The sequence below is a fragment of the Methylobacterium sp. A52T genome, assembly GCF_053346095.1.
On sequence record NZ_JBKFBI010000020.1, the window covers coordinates 22,936 to 43,719 of the forward strand.

A 20,784-nucleotide genomic window follows, 5' to 3' on the forward strand; every position below is an offset into this window, starting at 1 on the left:
CTGCGTTTCGGCCGGGCTCAGGGATAGAGCCGCGCCCGGCTCCAGCCCGCGCCGGTCCGGGTGAAGCGCACCCGGTCGTGCAGGCGGAAATCGCCGTTCTGCCAGAACTCGACGCTCACCGGCGCGATCCGGAATCCGGTCCAGTGCTCCGGCCGGGGGATCGGCCCGTTGCCGTAGCGCTCGGACAGCTCCGCCACCGCGGTCATCAGCGTGGCGCGGTCGGCGAGCGGGCGGGATTGCTGGCTGGCGATCGCCCCGAGCCGGCTCTCCCGGCGGCGGCTCTGGAAATACGCGTCGGCCTCCGCGGCCGTGACCCGCGTGATCGGCCCGCGGGCCCGCACCTGCCGGCGCAGGCTCTTCCAGTGCAGCACCAGGGCCGCCTGGGGGTTCTGCGCCAGCTCCTCCCCCTTGGTGGATTGCGTGTTGGTGTAGAAGACGAAGCCGCTGGCGTCGAAGTCCTTCAGCAGGACCATCCGCACGTCCGGCAGCCCGTCCGATCCGGCGGTGGCGAGCGCCATGGCGTTCGCGTCCTCGGGCTCGGAGGCCTCCGCCTCCTTCATCCAGGCCGCGAACAGCCCGACGGGGTCCTCGCTCAGCGTGAAGTCCCCGCCCTTCGGGTCATCGGTCCTTAACTGATCCACGCCAAGACTCCTGCCAGCCGCGTCCAGGGCCTGAGGGGGCACCGACATCGGCATGTTCGGTCGAGCGAATAGCCCGTCGTGAGTCAGGTGTAATGCGGGGATGCGCGTGTAAAGGGCCAAGCCGGCGGTCGCGCATCTGCGCGTCCGTGTCGGTGGTGTCGATGGCGGTGGCGATGGCCCTGTGCGGCTGCAGCCAGCCCCTGCTGGTCTTCCGGGGCGATCCGCCGGCGGCGGCGCCGCGCGTCGTCGAGGAGCCGACCGTCACCGGCAGCATCGAGAAGCGGCCCGTGAGCTTCGGGGACGACCTCGCCGAGGAGGATTGGCGCCGGGCGCGGGCCGCCCTCGGCGTCGCCCTGGATCCGCAGGGCAACGGGCGCCCGGTGAAGTGGGACAACCCGGAGACCGGGCTTCACGGGTCGGTCAACCCGACCGGGCTCCCGTACGTCTCGGACGAGCTGATCTGCCGCAACTTCCTGGCATCGGTGATCGCGCCGACCCGCAGCCGCTTCGTCCGCGGCACCGGCTGCAAGCTCTCGGGCGGACCATGGACGCTCAAGCGCGTCCGGGCCGCGAGCGGCCTCGGACGCTCCTGACCGCGCTCCTGGCCGCGACGAGGCCGTCGCGCGACGGCCTCCGCGGATCGCCTCAGTAAGGGTAGCCGTAGTACGGCCGCACGCGCAGGCGCGGCTGCGCGGCCGGCGGCGCCGCGTAGCGGGCCGCGGCCTCCGGATCGTAAGTCCGGATGTAGGGGTCGAGGGCCGGGTCGCGATAATTGCCGTTGTTGACCCCGGCCGAGCGGTCATTGCCGCTCAGCGCCGCGTAGGGCGAGAGGCCGCTCCCGCTGTCGCCGCCACCACCGCCGCCACCGCCCCAGGCGAAGGCCGTTCCCGGAACGGCGGCGAGGAGCATCGCCGCGAGGGGCATCGTCAGCGTCTTGCGCGTCATGTCCTGTCTCCGCACCACGTCCTTGACTGGCGAACGGTCCAGCTGGAGGTGGGGTTCCCCTCGGCGAGCCGCCACCGCCTCGCGACATTGTATCACGACCCGCCAACACGCGTTTATTTGAAGGACGGCGTTTCGATTTTTTCGATTCATCGTCCAGAAATCGTCCCGCACGTTAAGATTGAACCGGTAGACATCCACTCGGCCGTGCTTGATCGTGGCGCGGCGTAACAGCATTCGAGCCTGGCTCGACCGTATCGAGGGTCGAGACCGGGCGCATCTTGGGTCTGGCCACCGTGAGCGTCGATACGAAACCCGGCACGCGGGGCGCGGGGCCGACCGGCTGATGGAGCGGGTGATCGGAGGCACGGACCGGCCGTCGGCGACCGGTGGCCGGGCGCCCGCCCGGACGGAGCCGTCGCCCTCCGGGACGCGCTCCCGCACCCGGACCATCGTCGTGAGGCTCGACCGCCGGTCCCTGCGCGGCTGGCACATCCGACTCCTCGACCAGCTCGGGCAGCGGCCCGACCATCGGATCCGCGTCGCCTGGGTCGAGCACGCGGAGGGCCTGCCGCCGAACGCGGAGCTCCTGTTCCGCCTGGAGGCCGCCATCCACGGCCTGCCGCGGCCGGGTCTGGCGACCGCGGCGGAGCCGGTGGCCCTCGCCCCCTACGAGGCGGCCCCCGACGGCGCGGAGCCCGGCGGGAGCGCCGCCGACCTCGTCCTCGACCTCTCGGACAGCCCCGCGGATCCGGGCCCGGCGCCGGCCTGGCGGCTCGATTACGATGGAATGCCGGGCGAGGCTGGTCTCCTCGCCGCCCTGTTCGCCCACGGGGCGCCGGTGGCGGCCCTGCGCGGGCCGGACGGCGCGCCGGTGGCGGTCGGCCGCCTCGGCACGGAATCGCACACGGTGATGCTCACGGCCTTCGAGGGCTATCTCGCACGGACCATCACGCTGATCCTGGCAGCCCTCGACGGCGCCGCCTCGACGGCGCTCCCCGACGGCGCCGGGGAACCCCTGCGGCCCGCGGCCGCCTACGACCTCGGCGGCCTGGGCGCCCGCCGCCGGGCCGCCGGGGGGCTCGCCCGCCAGATCGCCCGCCGGCTCTACGCCCTCTGCTTCCACGGACCGCACTGGCGGGTGGGCTGGCGGCGGATCGTCGGCCCCGACCTGATCGACCTGCGCCGGCATCCCGAGGGCGGCTGGCAGGTCCTTCCCGACGACGGGCGCCGCTTCTACGCCGACCCCTTCGCGATCGCCCGGGACGGCGCCGTGACCCTATTCGTGGAGGAATTCGACTACCGCCGCGGCAAGGGCGTGATCGCCGCGGTGGATTTCGGGGAGAACGGGCCCCGCGGCCGCCCGGAGCCGGTGCTCGAGCTCGAGACCCACCTCTCCTACCCGTTCGTGTTCGAGGCGGACGGGCAGGTCTGGATGATCCCGGAATCCCACGCCTCCGGGACGATCGACCTCTATCGGGCCACCGACTTCCCGCGCGGCTGGGTCCACGAGGCGGTGCTCCTCGACGGGGTCGTGGCCGGGGACGCGACCCTGCTGCAGCACGGTGGCCGCTGGTGGATGTTCGCCACGGTCCGGGCCGGCGGCGGCAGCTACTCCGACACGCTCCATCTCTGGCACGCGCCGCATTTCCGCGGGCCCTGGACGCCGCACCGGCACAACCCGGTGCTGATCGATATCGGCTCTGCCCGGGCCGCGGGCCCGATCGTGGCGCGCGACGGCGGCCTGATCCGGCCCGTCCAGGATTGCCGCCAGGGCTACGGCGCGGCGCTCGGCCTCGCCCGGATCCTGCGCCTCGACGAGGAGGCCTACGCGCAGCGGGTCGAGACGCGCCTGTGCCCAGGCGCGGCCTGGCCGGGCACGCGCCTGCACATGCTGAGCGCCGCCGGCGGCTTCGAGTTCATCGACGGATCGCACCGGGCGCGCCCCCGCCTCCTGGGCTGAGCGCCTCCGGGCTGAGCGCGCCGCTCGGGTTGGGCGCGGCTCCTGGTCCGAGCCCGGGCCGAACCGCCCCGCGCGGGCCCGTCGGTGCCGAACGGCACCCGCTTACGGCTCGCATCCCGGCCCCGTGCGCGCTAAGCGGGGGCTCCACCCGCGCCGATCCAGCAGAACCGCCGGGACGATCACCATGGCGAGCCCCGTCGAACATGCGAGCTTCCTGCCGCCGGTCCTGACCTTCCTCACGGCGGCCGTGATCGGCGTGCCGATCTTCCGGCTGATCGGGCAGAGCGCCGTGCTCGGCTACCTCGTGGCCGGCGTGCTGATCGGGCCCTCCGGCCTGTCGCTGATCGCCGAGCCCGACACGGCCGCGAGCGTCGCCGAGATCGGCGTGGTGCTCCTGCTCTTCATCGTCGGGCTGGAGCTGCACCTGTCGCAGCTCGTCTCGATGCGCCGCGACATCTTCGGCCTCGGCGCCGCGCAGCTCGTCGTCTGCGCGCTGGTGCTCGGCGGCGCCGGCCTCGTGGCGGGCCTCAGCTTCGGCGCCGCCGCGGTGATCGGCCTCGCGCTCGCCCTCTCGGCCACCGCGGTGGCCCTGCAGCTCCTGGAGGAGCGGGGCGATCTCGGCAGCGCCTACGGCGCGCGCGCCTTCGCGGTCCTGCTGTTCCAGGACTTGTCGGTGGTCGGCATCCTGGCGCTGATGCCGCTGCTGGCCTCGGCCGGCGAGGCGACCGACGTCTCCTGGCTCGGGGAGGCCGCGGTCTCCACCGGCAAGGCGCTCGCGGCGATCCTCGCGGTGGTGCTGGTCGGCCGCTACGGCCTGAACCCGTTCTTCCGGCTGCTCGCGGCGAGCGGCGCCCGGGAGGTGATGACCGCCGCGGCGCTCCTGGTGGTGCTCGGCACCGCGCTGCTCATGGAGCAGGTCGGCCTGTCGATGGCGATGGGCGCGTTCCTCGCCGGCATCCTGCTCGCCGAGTCGAACTTCCGCCACCAGCTGGAGGCCGACATCGAGCCGTTCCGCGGCATGCTGCTCGGCCTGTTCTTCATGAGCGTCGGCATGTCGATCGACGGCACCCTCGTGCGCGAGGTCTGGCCGGCCCTGTTCGGCGCGACCCTGGCGGCGATCCTGGTCAAGGTCGCCATCGTGGCCGGCCTGTTCCGGCTGTTCGGCTCGGACACCCTCGGGGCCCTGCGGGGGGCCGCGGTCCTGGCGCCCGCGGGCGAGTTCGCCTTCGTGCTGCTGCCGCAGGCCCAGGATCTCGGCCTCACCGGCGTCACGGCGACGCGCTTCGCGGTGGCGCTCGCCGCGCTGACCATGCTGATCGGCCCCATCGCCGCCAAGGGTCTCGACAAGCTGATCGAGCGGCGCAACGCGCGCAGCACCTTCGCGCTGGAGGAGCCCTCCACCGAGCTGTCCGAGAGCGGCGACGCGCGGGTGCTGGTGATCGGCTTCGGCCGGTTCGGGCAGGTGCTGACGCACGTGCTGATGGCCGAGGGCATCCCGGTCACGGTGATCGACAAGGACGTGGAGCAGCTGCGCGCCGCCTCGCGCTTCGGCTTCCGCATCTACTACGGCGACGGCACGCGCCTCGACGTGCTCCGCGCCGCTGGGATCGGGCGGGTCGAGCTGGTCTGCATCTGCGTCGACGACCGGGAGGGCGCCCTCAAGATCGTCGACATCGTCCACGAGGAATTCTCGAGCGTGCGGACCTTCGTGCGGGCCTACGACCGCCTGCACGCGGTGGAACTGATGAACCGGGACGTCGACTACCAGATCCGCGAGACCGCGGAATCCGCCCTCGCCTTCGGGCGGGCGGCCCTGGAGGGGCTCGGCCTGTCGCCGGAGGCCGCCACGGCCCGGACCGACGACGTGCGCAAGCGCGACATCGCGCGGCTGGTTCTGCAGCAGGCGGGCGCCCTGCCGGACGGGTCCAGCTGGATGCGCGGCGCCGCGGCGGGCCTGAAGCCCGAGCCGCTGACCGCCCCGGTCCGGCCGGCCCGGGCGCTCAGCACCGAGACCCGCGACCTCGTGGGCAGCGACCGGCGCGAGGCCGCCGAGCGGCTCCTGGAGAAGCCCGCCCTGGCCCCGCAGGAGACGGATGCCGCCGAGGATCCCGATCCGGAGGCCGAGCTCGAGGCGGAAGGCAGCGCCCGGGATGCGTGACGGACGGGATGTCTGACATGTCCGACGGGCCGCCCCCGGCGGAGGCGGGCCGCTTCGTCACCGGCTCGATCCTCCGCCACGTCGTGGTGATGGCGGCCACCGGCTCGGTGGGGCTGATGGCGATCTTCGTCGTCGATCTCCTGTCGCTGCTCTACGTCTCGACGCTGGGCGACCCGAACCTCACGGCGGCGGTCGGCTTCGCGGGCATCGTCCAGTTCTTCGCCACGGCGGTGAATATCGGCCTGATGATCGCGGCCGGAGCCCTGGTCGGGAAGGCCGTCGGCGCGCGCGACCGGGCGGCGGCGCGGCGCCTCGCGACCTCGGCGCTGGTCCTCGGCAGCCTCGTGGCCGCCCTCATCGCGGGGCTGATCGCGCTGCTGGCCGGCCCGCTCCTCGCCCTGATCGGCGCGCAGGGCGAGGCGCTGCGGGTGGCCGTCCTGTTCCTCTACATCACCCTGCCGTCGAACCTGCTGCTCGCCGCCGGCATGCTGTTCACCGGGCTGCTGCGCGCGGTCGGCGAGGCGCGGCAGGCGATGTCGGTCACCCTGGCCGGCGCCGTGGTCACCGCGCTCCTCGATCCGCTGCTGATCTTCGGGGCCGGCCTCGGCGTCACGGGCGCGGCGATCACGGTCTGCGCGGCGCGCGCGACCTTCGTGGCGGTGGGCGTCCGCGGCGTCGCCCGGCACGGTCTCCTCGGCCGGCCGCGCCCGCCCGACCTGCCGGCCGACGCGGCCGCCCTGGCCGGCGTCGCGGGCCCGGCCGTGCTCACGAACCTCGCCCCCTCGGTGGCGAGCGCCTTCCTGGCGCGCCTGTTCGCCGGCTACGGAGCGGACGCGGTCGCGGCCGCGTCGGTGATCGACCGGCTGACGCCGGTGGCCTTCGGCGGCCTGTTCGCGCTGTCGGGGGCGATCGGCCCGATCCTGGCGCAGAACTGGGGCGCGGGCCTGTTCGACCGGATGCGCGGGGTGCTCGGCGCGGCGATCCGGGTGACGCTTGCCTACTGCGCCGCGGTCTGGCTCCTCCTGGCCCTGGCCCGGGGCTGGCTCGCCGGCCTGTTCGGCCTGCAGGGGGTCGCGGCCGAGCTGTTCGGCTTCTTCTGTCTCGTCGGCGGCGCGATCTGGTTCTTCAACGGGCTCCTGTTCCTCGGCAACGCCGCCTTCAACAATCTCGGCTTCCCGCTGCGCTCGACGCTGCTGAACTGGGGCCGGGCGACGCTCGGGACGATCCCGCCGGCGATGCTCGGCGCGACGCTCTACGGCCCCCGCGGCGTGGTGGCCGGGATGGGGGTCGGCTCCCTGGTCTTCGGCGCGCTCGGCATCCTGCTCGCCCGCCGCACGGTCGACCGGCTGGAGGGGGTCGGCCCGCGCCGGCCGGACCTGGACATCGCCGCCGAGGCGCCCCACCGGGCGGCGCCGTTGCCGCCGGGGCACGCCCATCCCGAGCCGCTGAGCTGAGACGGCGGCGCGGAGGCACAAGTTCCGCGGGTGGGAACTGGTATTTCCCCGCGCAAAGGGTCACGATGCCCTGTCCCGGGCGGTCCCGGCCGGGACAGGATCGAGGCGTCATGTTCAACCCGCTCGAGATGTTCCAGGCCCAGGGCGAGGCCGGGCTCCAGGCCATGGGCCAGCCGTTCGGCCTGACGACCGAGCAGACGGCCCGCGCCTTCGAGGCGCTGATGCCGGCCCTGACGCTCGGCCTCCAGCGCAGCGTCGGCCTGGACCCGACCGGCTTCGCGCGGATGTTCGGTCTAGAGGCCGCCAAGCCGGCGCCGGCGCAGGGGTTCGAGGCCCTGGGCCAGATGTTCGGCTCGGCGCAGCTGATGCAGGCGGTGCTGCGGCAGGCCTCGGCGACGAGCGGCGTCGGCGCGCAGGTTCTGCGCCAGATGCTGCCGATGATGGCGGGCGCCGTGGTGGCGAGCATCGTCCACGTCATGCTGAACCAGCCGCAGGCCGAGCCGGCGCGGCCGAGCGCGCCGCCCCCGCCCGTGCCGTTCCCGTTCGGCCCGGCCTGGGCCGAGATGGCCAGGGCGATGATGCCCGCCGTCGAGCCGCCGGCCCCGCCGCCGAAGCCCGCCGCCAGGCCCAACGTCAGGCCCGCCGCCGATCCGCAGGCGAGCGCGGGCGAGGCCGGCTCCGACATGTTCCAGCAGATGCTGCGCACCGGGGCCGAGGTTCAGGGCAACAACATCCGGGCGATGCAGGAGCTGTTCGAGACCTTCTGGCCCACCTCCGGCGCGCCGTCCGCGAGCGCCGCGCCTCCGGCGCCGTCGGGCAGCCCGGCTCGGCCGGATCCGGCGCCGGCCGACCCCGCGGCCGGCAAGGGCCGGCGCGGCCGCCAGCCGGGCGGGACCGGTTGAGGCAGGGGCGGGGTCCGGTCGGGCGTTGACCCGGCGGACCGGAGCGGCACCCTGCCGGCGAGGAGACCCGTCGATGAGCGATTACCTGACCTCTTGGGACGACCGCGCCGAGAGCCTCGGCGGGAACGGTGTCGCCAAGCGCACGATCCCGGGCTCCGGCGCCAGCCTCGTGCGCGTGGTCGTCCCGGCCGGCGTCTCGGCGCCGGCGCACAGCCACGATCACGAGCAGTTCGTGCAGGTGCTCTCGGGCTCGGGGATCCTGGAGACCGAGCGGGGCCGCGAGCCCTTCTCGGCCGGCAGCGTGTTCCACTTCCCGGCCGGAGCGTGGCATGCGGCCGCGTTCGAGACCGAGACGGTCCTGATCGAGACGAACCTCGCCCCGCAGGCCTGACGGCGCGGCACGCCGTCCAGCCTCAGCGGTCCGCCGCGGCGTCGGACTGCGCGTCCAGACTGACGATGCGCGCCACCGTGTCGCGCGCGTGGCGGATCGCGTCCTCGGCGGTGAGCAGATGCCCCTCTTGCGGATCGAAGACGATACCGCCCGACCGGGCCGCGCAGGCCGCGACAGCCATCCACGCCCCGGCGCAGGCCGGGAGCGTGGCAAAGTAGAAGGCATAGACACACGTCCACGGCCCGCCGAAGTCGATGTCGGTATAGGTGTCGGTCAGATCCGACAGCGGAACGATCTGGCACTCGAAGCCGGCCTCGCGGCGCCGCCAAGTCGCGGGCAGATGCCCTTGCGTGGCCGGCGGCATGCGCACGGCGTCGAGTTTCAGATCGAACCCGATTTCGTCGATGGCCGCCTGCCATTCCGCCACGCTGGGCATCGCGCGCGCGCAGAGCGCGTAGGCTTCCATGCTCATGGTAACCTCTCTTCGAATAGAATCGCGGATATTGGCAGGCCTTTGACCGAGTTTCCTCGTCTTAAGTGAACCTCTATGACGGGAACACTGTCATCCACACCGACACCTCTGCGCAGTTCGCGCGCGCGAGCCGGCGTCAACTGCGCATCGCCGGTCTCGATATCCCAGATCGCTCGAACCGGGTCAGCGCTGGTCCTGCCGTCGCGCGATGAAGGCCAGTCCGAGCCGAGGCTCAGCGATGGAATAGTCCAGGACATCCGGCAGATCACAGTACCGCATCGCGTCGCTGATCCTCGAAACGTTCATGATTTATTCCATGAATCTTTTCCTTTTGTCAAGCGATTCGCCTCAGAGAAGGAAAATATGCCGACACCGCTCTCGAGGCTGCCGCGGCAGGCTGCGACAAATTATTCTTGGCGCGCGAGCAAAATGCCTGTGCTTGGCCTGAGCCCTCGGCGCGTGTAGGAATCCCACCTTCAACGCCCGCCCGTGCACGCCGACGAAAGGCCGGGCATCGCCCCTACCAGAACAGAGGCAGACCATGAGCGCCGGTACCGCCGCCGACAAGCACTTCTCCAACAGCTTCTTCGCCGCCCCGCTGTCGGAAGTCGATCCCGAGATCGCCGAGGCGGTGGCCAAGGAACTCGGCCGCCAGCAGCACGAGATCGAGCTGATCGCCTCGGAGAACATCGTCTCCCGCGCCGTGCTGGAGGCTCAGGGCTCGGTGCTCACCAACAAGTACGCCGAGGGCTATCCGGGCCGGCGCTACTACGGCGGCTGCCAGTTCGTGGACATCGCCGAGGACCTCGCCATCGAGCGCGCCAAGCGCCTGTTCGACTGCGGCTTCGCCAACGTGCAGCCGAATTCCGGCTCCCAGGCCAACCAGGGCGTGTTCCTGGCGCTCATGCAGCCCGGCGACACCTTCCTGGGTCTCGACCTCGCCGCCGGCGGCCACCTGACGCACGGCGCCCCGCCGAACGTCTCGGGCAAGTGGTTCAAGCCGGTCTCCTACACGGTGCGCCGCGAGGACCAGCGGATCGACATGGAGCAGGTCGCCCAGCTCGCCCAGGAGCACAAGCCGAAGGTGATCATCGCCGGCGGCTCGGGCTACCCGCGCCACTGGGACTTCGCGAAGTTCCGCGAGATCGCCGACTCGGTCGGCGCCTACTTCATGGTCGACATGGCCCACTTCGCGGGCCTCGTGGCGGCCGGCGTCCACCCGTCGCCGTTCCCGCACGCCCACGTCGCCACCACGACGACCCACAAGACCCTCCGCGGCCCGCGCGGCGGCATGATCCTGACGAACGACGAGGCGCTCGCCAAGAAGTTCAACTCGGCGATCTTCCCCGGCCTCCAGGGCGGCCCGCTCATGCACGTCATCGCCGGCAAGGCGGTGGCTTTCGGCGAGGCGCTGAAGCCCGAGTTCAAGATCTACGCCCGCCAGGTGGTGGAGAACGCCCGGGCGCTCGCCGACACGCTGATCTCGGGCGGCTACGACATCACCTCGGGCGGCACCGACAACCACCTGATGCTGGTCGACCTCCAGCGGAAGGGCCTCACCGGCAAGGCCGCCGAGGCGGCCCTGTCGCGGGCCCACATCACCTGCAACAAGAACGGCGTTCCCTTCGACACGCAGAAGCCGACCGTCACGTCGGGCATCCGGCTCGGCACCCCGGCCGGCACCTCGCGCGGCTTCGGCGTCGCCGAGTTCAAGCAGATCGGCGGCTTCATCGTCGAGGTGCTGGACGGGCTCGCCGCCAAGGGTGAGGCCGGCGACAGCGCGGTCGAGGCCGACGTGAAGACCCGCGTCCACGCGCTGACGGACCGGTTCCCGATCTACGGCTGAGGCAAGAGGGCCGCTTGAGCCGGGGCCGGTCTTCCGGGCCGGCCCGCGGTGGATTAGGAAACGGCCGCGGATCCGACCGGTCCGCGGCCGTTTCCATGCCCGAGTAGCGAGATCCATGCGCTGTCCCTATTGCGGCGGCTCCGAGACCCAGGTGAAGGACTCGCGGCCCTCCGAGGACGGCGCCGCGATCCGGCGCCGCCGGGTCTGCCCGGACTGCGCCGGCCGCTTCACCACCTTCGAGCGCGTGCAGCTCCGCGAGGTCGTGGTGCTCAAGCGCTCGGGCAAGCGCGTGCCGTTCGACCGCGACAAGCTCCAGCGCTCCATCGACGTGGCGCTGCGCAAGCGCGCCGTCGATCCGGAGCGGATCGAGCGGCTGGTCAGCGGCATCACCCGGCAGCTCGAGAGCGCGGGCGAGCCCGAGGTGACCTCCGAGGCGATCGGCGAGCTGGTGATGGCGGGGCTGAAGGGCCTCGACGACGTCGCCTACGTGCGCTTCGCCTCCGTCTACAAGAACTTCCGCGAGGCCCGGGACTTCGAGGAGCTGCTCGGCACGCTGAGCGACGGCACGCCGGTACCGGCGGCCGCGCCGGGTCCGGAGGGCGACCCGGAGCCCGAGGCGTCGGGGCGGCGCCGCGCCGGGCGTCCATGAGCGGCGACCCGAACTTCATGCGCCTCGCCCTGGCGCTGGGCCGGCGCGGGCTCGGCACCACCTGGCCGAACCCGTCGGTCGGCGCCGTCGTGGTCGAGCCCGGGACCGGCCGCATCCTCGGGACGGCGGCCACGGCGCCGGGCGGGCGCCCGCACGGGGAGCCCGTGGCGCTCGCCGCCGCCGGCGAGGCCGCCCGCGGCGCGACCCTCTACGTCACCCTGGAGCCCTGCTCCCATCACGGTCGCACGCCGCCCTGCACCGACGCGATCCTGGCCGCCGGGATCGCCCGGGTGGTCAGCGCCCTGGAGGATCCCGACCCGCGGGTGGCCGGGCGCGGCCACGACCTCCTGCGGCGGGGCGGCGTCGCGGTCGAGACCGGCCTGATGCGGGAGGAGGCGGCGCGCGACCATGTCGGCCACGTCACCCGGGTGACCCGCGGCCGCCCGGCCCTGCACCTCAAGCTCGCCCGCACCCGCGACGGCTTCTGCGCCTCCGCCGGGCCGGACCGTCTGCGGATCACCGGGCCGGTGGCGGACGGGGCGGTCCACCTGTGGCGGGCCCACGCCGACGCGATCCTGATCGGCATCGGCACCGCGCGGGCCGACGACCCGTCGCTGACCGTGCGGCTGCCGGGCCTCGGCGCGCGCTCGCCCCTGCGGGTCGTGCTCGACACGCATCTGCGGCTCTCCCCGGCGAGCGTCCTCGCCCGCACCGCCCGCGACACGCCGACCCTGGTGCTCACGACCCGCTCGGCCCCGGCCCACGCGCGGCGGGCCCTGGAGGCCCTCGGCGTCGCGGTCGCCACCGTGCCGGCGGACGCGGCCGGCGGGATCGACCTCCCGGCGGCCCTGGCGCATCTCGGCGAGCGCGGCCTGACCCGCCTGTGCAGCGAGGGCGGCCCCCGCCTTGCGGAGGCGCTGGCCCGGGCCGATCTGATCGATGCCTGCACGCTGGTCACCGGGCCGGCGGAGCTGGGCGCAGCGGGCGGCCTGCCGGCCCTGGGTCCCGCCCTGGCGGAGGCCCTGGCGGGCGACCGGTTCCGGGAGGCGGAGCGGCTGCAGCTCGGGCCCGACGCGGCCGTGACCTACGAACGCAACAGGACGTAAGCGATGTTCACGGGCTTGGTCAGCGCCATCGGCACGGTCGTCTCGGTCTCGGGCGACGGCGACCTGCGCCGGATCGCGATCCGCGCCGCCTACGACCCGGCGACGATCGCGCTCGGCGCCTCGATCGCCTGCGCCGGACCGTGCCTCACCGCCGTGTCTGTGGAGCCCGCGGCGGGCGGCTGCGTCTTCGCGGTCGACGCCGCCGCCGAGACGCTGGCGTGCACCACCGTCGGCACCTGGGCGGCGGGCACGCGGATCAACCTCGAACGCTCGCTGAAGATCGGCGACGAGCTCGGCGGCCATCTCGTCACCGGCCACGTCGACGGCCTCGCCGAGATCGTGGAGCGCGAGTCCGTGACGGCCGATGCCTGGGGCGCCAGCGAGCGCTTCACCCTGCGGGCGCCGGCCGCCGTGAAGAGATTCATCGCCGAGAAGGGCTCGGTCTGCCTCGACGGCACCTCGCTCACCGTGAATGCGGTCGAGGACGACCTGTTCACGGTTCTGCTGATCCCGCACACGCTCCAGGTCACCACCTGGGGCGAGCGGCGGCAGGGGGACCGGCTCAACCTGGAGGTCGACCTGATCGCCCGCTACGCCGCCCGGCTCGCCGAGGCGCGTGCCGGCTGAGGCCGCCCCCCGTCCTTGCGACCGCAGCGAAGACGGCGCGTCAGCGCGGCGGGATCGAGTAAGTGCCGGTGGCGTGGCAGACGAGGTCGGGGTTGCCCGCGGCGGTGATCGACACCTCGCCGACGGCGAGGCGCCGGCCGAGCTTGAGCAGCCGGCATTCGGCCACGAGATCCCCGGTGGCGGGCTTGCGCAGGAAGTTGAAGGTGAGGCTCGTCGTCACCGCGAGCGCCACCGGACCGATATTGGCCAGGATCGCCGCGTAGAGGGCGTAGTCGGCGAGCGCCATCATGGCAGGCCCCGACACGGTCGCGCCGGGACGCAGGAAGCGCTCGTGGGCTTCGAGCCGCATCCGCGCCGAGAGCGGTCCCACGGCCTCGAGGTGGTAGGCGCGCCCGCCCGCCTGCATCTGCGGGAATTCGCGGTCGAGGAAGTCGCCGGTCTCGGCGAGGGTGAGGATCGTGGCGGTCATCGCCCCATGCAGCACGGCGGTACCGCCGAGGCAATCACGAGGCCTTCGGAACCGTCGTCCTCATCGGAAGGTCCCGGTCGATCGGCCGGTGCCGTCTTGGCGAGCGGCGCGAAGCGATCCAGTCGGCGCTACATTCACCGATGTCGCGCGACCCTGGGTCACTTCGCTGCGCCCGTGATGACGGAGGGCTGCCGCCATCGAGGGTTTCGGCCGGACGCCACATCAGGACGGGAAATCGGGCGGGAGGCGCCCTCCCGCCGTCCCGCTCAGAAGAAGATCGGCCGCGCGCTGGCGGTGATCTCGCCGAGCACCGCGCCGGTGGCCGGCTCGACCTCCTTGAGCACCACGTCGTAGCCCCAGAGGTCGGCGAGGTGCTGCAGCACCCGCTTGGCGTCGTCCTTCTGCAGGGTGATCTTGTTGATCGCCTTGTGGTGCAGGATCAGGCGCCGGTCGCCTTCCAGATCCACGTCCACCACCTCGATGTCGGGATCGAGCCACGCCACGTCGTACTGGCGCGCGAAGGCCCGGCGCAGCTTGCGGTAGCCGCGCTCGTCGTGGATCGCCTCGACCCGCAACTCCGGCTCGTCGGGATCGTCGATCACGTGGAACAGGCGCAGGTCGCGCATCAGCTTGGGCGACAGGAACTGCTGGATGAAGCTCTCGTCCCGGTAATTCTCCCAGCAGTCGCGCAGGACCGCCATGGCGTCGCCGACCCCGGCGATGTCGGGGAACCACGCCCGGTCCTCCTCGGTCGGCTGCTCGGCGATGCGGGCGATGTCCTGCATCATCGCGAAACCGATCGCGTAGGGATTGTGGCCGCCGTAGGAGCGGTCGTCGTAGTTCGGCTGCCGGATGACGTTGGTGTGCGACTGCAGGAACTCGAGATAGGCCGCCTCGGTGATCTGCCCGGATTCCGACAGGGCGTTCATGATCCGGTAGTGGCAGTAGGTCGCGCAGCCCTCGTTCATCACCTTGGTCTGGCGCTGCGGATAGAAGTACTGGGCGACCAAGCGGACGATGCGCAGGATCTCGCGCTGCCAGGGGCGCAGGCGGGGCGCGGCCTTCTCCAGGAAATACAGGATGTTCTCCTGCGGCAGTTCGAGCAGCGCCTTGCGCCGCTCGGCGGCCGCGTCCGGACGCGCCGTGCCGATCTTCTGCGGCAGGGTGCGCCAGAGATCGTTGTAGATCTGCTCGCCGTGCTCGATCCGCTCGCGCTCGCGCCGCTGCTCGGAGGCGAGGTCCGGCCGCTTCTTGCGCGGGTAGCGGTGGACGCCCTGGCTCATCAGCGCGTGGGCGGCGTCGAGCACCTGCTCCACCGCCTGGTGGCCGTAGCGCTCCTCGCAGCGGGCGATGAAGCCCTTGGCGAAGTCGAGGTAGTCGAGGATGCCCTCGGCGTCGGTCCACTGCCGGAACAGGTAGTTGTTCTTGAAGAAGTGGTTGTGGCCGAAGGCGGCGTGCGCGATGACCAGCGTCTGCATCGTCGCCGTGTTCTCCTCCATGACGTAGGAGATGCACGGGTCCGAGTTGATGACGATCTCGTAGGCGAGCCCCATCAGGCCGCGGCGGTAGCCGGCCTCGTGCTGGGCGAAGTGCTTGCCGAACGACCAGTGCTTGTAGAACAGCGGCATGCCGATCGACGCGTAGGCGTCGAGCATCTGCTCGGCCGTGATGATCTCGATCTGGTTCGGGTACCACGACAGGCCGAGCTGCGGCCCGGCCACCGCCTCGCAGGCGTCGTGGATCCGCCGGATCGTGTCGAAATCCCAGTCGTTGCCGGTGAACAGCGGCTTCTGGTTGCCCGCGATGATCTGGGGCGTGCGTGCCTTGACGAGCGTCATGCGGCCTCCCGATCGGTCGATGCGTGCGACGGCATCACGCCTCCGCCTCGGCGCGGCCTTCCTTGCGCCCGAACAGCTCGCGGAAGACCGGGTAGATCTCCCGGCGGTGGTTGACCTTGCGCATGGCGATCGGACCGCCGGCCTTGGCGATGGCCTCGTAGGTCCGCCACAGGGTGGTGCGGTGCTCGACGAAGCCGGCGCGGGGTCCGTTCTCGTCGCCCACTTCCAGATAGGCGAAGTGCTGGCAGGCCGGCAGGATGTGCGACCGCAGCAGCTCCGTGGAGGTCGGCCCGTCGGACGAGACGTTGTCGCCGTCCGAGGCCTGGGCCGCGTAGATGTTCCAGTCGTTCGGGTCGTAGCGCTCGGCGATGACGCGCTTCATCTCCACGAGCGCCGACGAGACCAGGGTGCCGCCGGTCTCGCGGGAGCCGAAGAAGGTCTCCTCGTCCACCTCGGTCGCCCGGTCGGTGTGGCGGATGAACACGATCTCGACGTGCCGGTAGCGGCGCGTCAGGAAGATGTGCAGCAGGATGTAGAACCGCTTGGCGAGGTCCTTCATGTGCTCGGTCATCGAGCCGGACACGTCCATCAGGCAGAACATCACCGCCTGCGCGATCGGCCGCGGATAGGGCTCGAACCGGCGGAAGCGCAGGTCGATCGGGTCGACGTAGGGGATGCGCTTCGCGCGCTCGCGCAGCCGGAACAGCGCCTGCTCCAGGTCCGGCCGCTCCGGATGCCCCTCGGCGAGGGCGTCGAGCCGGGCCTCCAGGGCCGCGACCTCGTCGGGCTTCGGGCGCTTGAGAGCGATCCGCCGCGACATCGAGTTGCGCAGGGTGCGGGTGAGCGCGAGGTTCGCCGGCGAGCCGGTGACCGTGTAGCCCGCCCGGCGCAACCCTTCCGTCTCGACGATGGCGAGGCGACGCTTGGCGAGGTCCGGCAATTCCAGATCCTCGAGGAAGAGCTCCAGGAACTCCTCGCGGGTGAGCACGAAGCGGAACGCGTCCTCGCTGTTCTCGCCGCCCTCCCCGCCCTCGCCGGCCCCGCGACCGCCGCCGCTGCCCGGCGGGCGCTCGATCGTGTCGCCCTCCACGTAGGTCTTGTTGCCGGGCAGGATGTGGTCCTGCAGGCCGGTGCCGGGCTGGCGCGAGAAGCGGGGCTCCCGGACGCCGTCCGCCGGCACGGTGACGCGGCCGTCCTTGCCGAGATCCTTGATGTCCTTCTCGCGGGCGGATTCCCGCACCGCGCGCTGGGCCACGTCCTTCACGCGCCGCAGGAAGCGCTGGCGGTTCGGGAGGCTCTTGCCGCCCGGGTTCAAACGTCGGTCGACGATGTGCATCCGCTGCGAAAACCCTCGTCCGCGTGCTCCGGCCGGGTCCGGACCCTTGTCGTACCATGCCGTCACCGGAGGGAAGGATCCCTCTTTGGCAGCAGGGCCGCGATCTTCGCCGGCCGGTCGTCCGAAACTGTGGCGGCGGAGGGTCGTTACGGGGCCCGGCCGATCCATCGGACGGGCCCCGTCGTCCCTCAGCCGGCCTGCTTCACCCGCATGTACCACTCCACCAGGCGGCGGACCTGCCGCTCGGTGTAGCCGCGCGCCACCATGCGCTCGACGAACTCGCCGTGCTTCTTCTCGGTCTCGCCGTCCTTCTTCGAGCCGAAGGAGATCACCGGCAGCAGCTCCTCCACCTGGGAGAACATCCGCCGCTCGATCACCTCGCGCAGCTTCTCGTAGGAGGTCCAGCTCGGGTTGCGGCCGCCGTGCTGTGCCCGGGAGCGCAGGGCGAACTTCACGACCTCGTTGCGGAAGTCCTTCGGGTTGGCGATCCCGGCGGGCTTCTCGATCTTGGTCAGCTCCTGGTTCAGGAGCTCCCGGTTCATGAGCTGGCCGGTCTCGGCGTCCTTGAAGTCCTGGTCCTCGATCCAGGCGTCGGCGTAGTCGATGTACCGGTCGAACAGGTTCTGCCCGTAATCGTGGTACGATTCGAGGTAGGCCTTCTGGATCTCGTGGCCGATGAACTCCGCGTAGCGCGGGGCCAGCTCGGTCTTGATGAATTCCAGGTACTTCTTCTCGGTCTCGGGCGGGAGCTGCTCGCGGCGCAGCGACTGCTCCAGCACGTACATCAGGTGAACCGGGTCGGCCGAGACCTCGGTGGTGTCGTGGTTGAAGGTCGCGGCCAGCACCTTGAAGGCGAAGCGGGTCGAGATCCCGTCCATGCCCTCGTCGACGCCGGCCGTGTCCTTGTACTCCTGCATCGAGCGGGCGCGGGGATCGACCTCGCGCAGGCTCTCGCCGTCGTAGACCCGCATCTTGGAGAAGACGTTGGAGTTGGCGTGCTCGCGGAGCCGCGACAGCACCGAGAACCGCGCCAGCATCTCCAGCGTGCCGGGCGCGCAGGCCGCGTCCGACAGCTCCGAGCCGGAGATCAGCTTCTCGTAGATCCGCTGCTCCTCGGTGACGCGCAGGCAGTACGGGACCTTGATCACGTAGATCCGGTCGATGAAGGCCTCGTTGTTCTTGTTGGTCTTGAAGGTCTGCCACTCGGCCTCGTTCGAGTGGGCCAGGATCACGCCGGTGAACGGGATCGCGCCGATATTCTCGGTGCCGACGTAGTTGCCCTCCTGCGTCGCGGTGAGCAGCGGGTGCAGCATCTTGATCGGCGCCTTGAACATCTCGACGAACTCGAGGATGCCCTGGTTCGCCCGGTTCAGGCCGCCCGAGTACGAGTAGGCGTCGGGATCGGCCTGCGACAGCGTCTCCAGCCGCCGGATGTCGACCTTGCCGACGAGGGAGGAGATGTCCTGGTTGTTCTCGTCGCCCGGCTCGGTCTTGGCGATGGCGATCTGGCGCAGGCGCGACGGCCGGACCTTGATCACCTTGAACCGCGAGATGTCGCCGTTGAACTCGTCGAGGCGCTTGAGCGCCCAGGGGCTCATCAGGCCGGTCAGGCGGCGGCGCGGGATGCCGTAGCGGCGCTGGATCTCCTCGCCCATCGTCTCGGGGTCGAACAGGCCCAGCGGGCTCTCGAAGACCGGCGACACCTCGTCCCCAGCCTTGAGTACGTAGACGGGGTGAACCTCCATCAGGAGCTTCAGCCGCTCGGCCAGCGACGACTTACCGCCGCCGACCGGTCCGAGCAGGTAGAGGATCTGCTTGCGCTCCTCCAGCCCCTGCGCGGCGTGGCGGAAGAACGAGACGATCCGCTCGATCGTCTCCTCCATGCCGAAGAACTCGCGGAAGGCCGGGTAGGTCCGGATCGTCCTGTTCATGAAGATCCGGCCGAGGCGCGAATCCCTGGCGGTGTCCACGAATTCCGGCTCGCCGATCGCCGCGAGGATGCGCTCGGCGGCCGAGGCGTACATCAGGGGCTCGTCGCGACAGGCCTCGAGATACTCGGAGAGCGTCATCTCCGTGTCGCGGCGGGCCTCGTACCCTCGGGCGAAGCTCTGGAAAAGGTCGTTCGTCGCATGCATCGGCATTCGATAACCCTCTCAGACCGTGACAGCTTCATCCTGTCTCGGCTCGGATGCAACCGACAGGCCCGCTTTTGTCGCAGTGCGGCGAGCGTGGCGCCCGGCATGTCGATTGCATGCAACACTCAGGAGCGCTGAAGGCGTCACGGACGAGACTCCGCGACGCCCCCGGACGGCTGCCCGCGCGGCAGGACTGGGCAGATACCGTTTCGGCCGAAGCCTGCTCACAAATCCGTGCCCTCTTTCTTGCCGTCGTCTCCCGATTTGGTCCCCGCGCCCCCGACCGTGATCTTGACGGTCTGCGTCTGGACTTGGCCGTCGGAGCTCTTGACCTCGAACGTCACTTCGTCGGTGCCGGTGAATCCGTTGTTGGGTTGGTAGAACAGCGCCTGGACGGCCGCTTCCTTGTTGGGGCAGCGGTAGCTCGCCGGCGTCTTCAGTTTGCCGACCTTGGTGATCACCGACCCGTTCTTCGGCGGGCCCGAGACCTTGAACTCGGGCATCGGCCCAGGAGAACAATCCTTCTTGAGGTTGGGGGCGATCTCGATGCGGACCGTCTTGCCGGGCGCCACCGTCTTGGTTCGGCTGGACGGTGTCTGGGCCAGGGCGGGCCCGGCCAGTGCCATGCTCCCTGCGAGCAGCGCGGCGAGCGGACGTAGGGCAATCATGGCAGCGTCTCTCCAGTGCCGACCCGGGACCTCTCCCCGGACACGCGTCCGGATGTCCCGTTCATCGGTGGAGACCATGTGGGGACGCCGCGCACGGGCGTCGAGGGCTCGGGCGGCGGGTTAATTCTGGAGGGCCGCCGCGACGATCCCGGTGATGCGGGCGATCTGCGCCGCGTCGAACTCACCGGCCAGGGCGGCGGCGAGCCGCCCCTCGACCCGCGCCCGCTCCCCGGCATCGGCCACCGGCACGGGGGGAATCTCGTCCTCGGCCAGCCGGCAGACCCGGCGAATCGTCTCGGCGGCCGCCAGGAGTTTCTCCCGATCGGTGGGACCCATCTCCCAGAGCGGGTTGCGCAGGCGGCTGATCACACGCTTGGCGTCGCGGTAGTCCCGGTCGACCGCGGTGGCCGCCTCGATCTGGCTGACGAGGAACATCAGCTCCAAGACTTCGGACGCCGCCTCCGGGCAGGAGCGGACGATCCGCATGATGCGGGCCATCAGTTCCTGGCTGGGCGTCAACTTGGGTTTGGGCGCGGCCATGCGGGCGACAACGCGACGTGTTGCCGGAAAGTTCGCCCGCCGCGCGCGGGGCCGGGGTCGTCGAGCCCGGCAGGCCCGCTCAGGCCCGCTCAGGCCTCCATGTCGGGCAGGTCGCGCAGCCCGTCGAGCAGGGCGCGGCAGGCGCGCAGCTCGTCCAGGGCCTCGGCCAGGGCCGCCCGGTCCGACGCGCCGAACGTCGCGCCGCCGGTTCCGCTCCGGCTTCCCGCCTCGGTCTCGACCTCCTGAAGCAGCGGCTCGGCCGCCACGGCCTCGCCGCGGCCGACGGCCTGCACGAAGCGGACGCCGTTCTCCTTGAGGACCCGCTGCGCCCCCGCGATGGTGTAGCGCTGCACGTGCAGGAGGTGGCGGATGCCGGCGACGAGCTCGATGTCCTGGGGCCGGTAGTAGCGGCGCCCGCCAGCCCGCTTCACGGGGCGGATCTGGCCGAAGCGGGTTTCCCAGAACCGCAGGACGTGCTGGGGCACGTCGAGCTCCTCGGCCACCTCGCTGATCGTCCGGAACGCGTGGGCGCTCTTCTCGCCGATCCCGGTCGGCGGTTCGTCGGTCGAGGCGGCGGCGAGGGCTGGCGGCATGGGCGTCTTACGGAGCGGGGCGAAGCGGCCCGATCTTGCCGGCTCGCGGGGCCG

At 71.6% G+C, this 20,784-nt stretch carries 20 protein-coding genes; 10 read left to right on the plus strand and 10 right to left on the minus strand.

Features of this window, described 5'->3' with window-relative positions:
- Window positions 1-17: 17 nt before the first annotated feature.
- The gene (gene pdxH, locus ACLBYE_RS07450; RefSeq protein ID WP_447693670.1) at window positions 18-641 is read right to left on the minus strand and encodes a pyridoxamine 5'-phosphate oxidase; all 624 of its coding nucleotides are present in this window, start codon (window positions 639-641) and stop codon (window positions 18-20) included.
- A 92-nt stretch (window positions 642-733) separates the two neighbouring features.
- On the opposite strand from pdxH, the gene ACLBYE_RS07455 reads away from it, so the two are divergent.
- On the plus strand, window positions 734-1,234 hold the full coding sequence (locus ACLBYE_RS07455; protein ID WP_447693671.1) for an RT0821/Lpp0805 family surface protein: 501 nt from the start codon (window positions 734-736) through the stop codon (window positions 1,232-1,234).
- A 52-nt stretch (window positions 1,235-1,286) separates the two neighbouring features.
- On the opposite strand, the gene ACLBYE_RS07460 is transcribed toward ACLBYE_RS07455, so the two are convergent.
- Window positions 1,287-1,586 (minus strand): hypothetical protein, encoded by a 300-nt coding sequence (locus tag ACLBYE_RS07460; RefSeq protein ID WP_447693672.1) that lies wholly within the window; start codon window positions 1,584-1,586, stop codon window positions 1,287-1,289.
- Between the two features lie 343 nt (window positions 1,587-1,929).
- Between ACLBYE_RS07460 and ACLBYE_RS07465 the strand changes: the two genes are divergently transcribed.
- The 5 genes from ACLBYE_RS07465 (at window position 1,930) to ACLBYE_RS07485 (ending at window position 8,451) form a co-directional block, all read left to right on the plus strand.
- Window positions 1,930-3,546 (plus strand): glucosamine inositolphosphorylceramide transferase family protein, encoded by a 1,617-nt coding sequence (locus ACLBYE_RS07465; protein WP_447693673.1) that lies wholly within the window; start codon window positions 1,930-1,932, stop codon window positions 3,544-3,546.
- Between the two features lie 184 nt (window positions 3,547-3,730).
- The gene (locus ACLBYE_RS07470) at window positions 3,731-5,704 is read left to right on the plus strand and encodes a monovalent cation:proton antiporter-2 (CPA2) family protein (protein WP_447693674.1); all 1,974 of its coding nucleotides are present in this window, start codon (window positions 3,731-3,733) and stop codon (window positions 5,702-5,704) included.
- Between the two features lie 17 nt (window positions 5,705-5,721).
- Window positions 5,722-7,158, plus strand: a complete 1,437-nt coding sequence (locus ACLBYE_RS07475; RefSeq protein ID WP_447693675.1) for an MATE family efflux transporter — start codon at window positions 5,722-5,724, stop codon at window positions 7,156-7,158.
- A 110-nt stretch (window positions 7,159-7,268) separates the two neighbouring features.
- Complete coding sequence (locus ACLBYE_RS07480) at window positions 7,269-8,060, plus strand: DUF937 domain-containing protein (RefSeq protein WP_447693676.1); 792 nt, start codon at window positions 7,269-7,271, stop codon at window positions 8,058-8,060.
- Between the two features lie 73 nt (window positions 8,061-8,133).
- Entirely contained in the window at window positions 8,134-8,451 is a 318-nt protein-coding gene (locus ACLBYE_RS07485; protein WP_447693677.1) for a cupin domain-containing protein, read from the plus strand.
- Window positions 8,452-8,473: 22 nt separating this feature from the next.
- On the opposite strand, the gene ACLBYE_RS07490 is transcribed toward ACLBYE_RS07485, so the two are convergent.
- Window positions 8,474-8,923 carry a hypothetical protein gene (locus ACLBYE_RS07490; RefSeq protein ID WP_447693678.1) on the minus strand — a complete coding sequence of 150 codons (450 nt, stop codon included), beginning with the start codon at window positions 8,921-8,923 and terminating at the stop codon, window positions 8,474-8,476.
- A gap of 541 nt (window positions 8,924-9,464) precedes the next feature.
- Between ACLBYE_RS07490 and glyA the strand changes: the two genes are divergently transcribed.
- The 4 genes from glyA (at window position 9,465) to ACLBYE_RS07510 (ending at window position 13,151) form a co-directional block, all read left to right on the plus strand.
- Complete coding sequence (gene glyA / locus ACLBYE_RS07495) at window positions 9,465-10,769, plus strand: serine hydroxymethyltransferase (RefSeq protein ID WP_447693679.1); 1,305 nt, start codon at window positions 9,465-9,467, stop codon at window positions 10,767-10,769.
- 115 nt (window positions 10,770-10,884) lie between these two features.
- The gene (nrdR, locus tag ACLBYE_RS07500; protein WP_056523583.1) at window positions 10,885-11,418 is read left to right on the plus strand and encodes a transcriptional regulator NrdR; all 534 of its coding nucleotides are present in this window, start codon (window positions 10,885-10,887) and stop codon (window positions 11,416-11,418) included.
- Window positions 11,415-12,524, plus strand: a complete 1,110-nt coding sequence (gene ribD / locus ACLBYE_RS07505) for a bifunctional diaminohydroxyphosphoribosylaminopyrimidine deaminase/5-amino-6-(5-phosphoribosylamino)uracil reductase RibD (protein WP_447693680.1) — start codon at window positions 11,415-11,417, stop codon at window positions 12,522-12,524. Before nrdR ends, ribD begins: the two co-directional genes overlap by 4 nt.
- A gap of 3 nt (window positions 12,525-12,527) precedes the next feature.
- A complete protein-coding gene (locus ACLBYE_RS07510; protein WP_447693681.1) occupies window positions 12,528-13,151 on the plus strand; it encodes a riboflavin synthase in 624 nt (207 codons plus the stop codon).
- Window positions 13,152-13,191: 40 nt separating this feature from the next.
- Here the strand turns inward: ACLBYE_RS07510 and ACLBYE_RS07515 are convergent, their stop codons facing one another.
- The 7 genes from ACLBYE_RS07515 to ACLBYE_RS07545 all read right to left on the minus strand — a co-directional run bounded on the left by ACLBYE_RS07515 (window position 13,192) and on the right by ACLBYE_RS07545 (window position 20,730).
- Window positions 13,192-13,620: a PaaI family thioesterase gene (locus ACLBYE_RS07515; protein WP_020093869.1), complete on the minus strand. Its 429-nt coding sequence runs from the start codon at window positions 13,618-13,620 to the stop codon at window positions 13,192-13,194.
- A 266-nt stretch (window positions 13,621-13,886) separates the two neighbouring features.
- Window positions 13,887-15,458 carry a SpoVR family protein gene (locus tag ACLBYE_RS07520; RefSeq protein WP_447693682.1) on the minus strand — a complete coding sequence of 524 codons (1,572 nt, stop codon included), beginning with the start codon at window positions 15,456-15,458 and terminating at the stop codon, window positions 13,887-13,889.
- Window positions 15,459-15,492: 34 nt separating this feature from the next.
- Window positions 15,493-16,794: a YeaH/YhbH family protein gene (locus ACLBYE_RS07525; protein WP_447693683.1), complete on the minus strand. Its 1,302-nt coding sequence runs from the start codon at window positions 16,792-16,794 to the stop codon at window positions 15,493-15,495.
- Between the two features lie 188 nt (window positions 16,795-16,982).
- A complete protein-coding gene (locus ACLBYE_RS07530; RefSeq protein ID WP_091979915.1) occupies window positions 16,983-18,935 on the minus strand; it encodes a PrkA family serine protein kinase in 1,953 nt (650 codons plus the stop codon).
- A 218-nt stretch (window positions 18,936-19,153) separates the two neighbouring features.
- Window positions 19,154-19,597, minus strand: coding sequence for an Ig-like domain-containing protein (locus ACLBYE_RS07535; protein ID WP_026605036.1), 444 nt, complete (start codon window positions 19,595-19,597; stop codon window positions 19,154-19,156).
- A 120-nt stretch (window positions 19,598-19,717) separates the two neighbouring features.
- On the minus strand, window positions 19,718-20,137 hold the full coding sequence (locus ACLBYE_RS07540; RefSeq protein ID WP_447693684.1) for a hypothetical protein: 420 nt from the start codon (window positions 20,135-20,137) through the stop codon (window positions 19,718-19,720).
- A gap of 89 nt (window positions 20,138-20,226) precedes the next feature.
- Complete coding sequence (locus tag ACLBYE_RS07545) at window positions 20,227-20,730, minus strand: MerR family transcriptional regulator (RefSeq protein ID WP_100252799.1); 504 nt, start codon at window positions 20,728-20,730, stop codon at window positions 20,227-20,229.
- Window positions 20,731-20,784 lie beyond the last annotated feature (54 nt).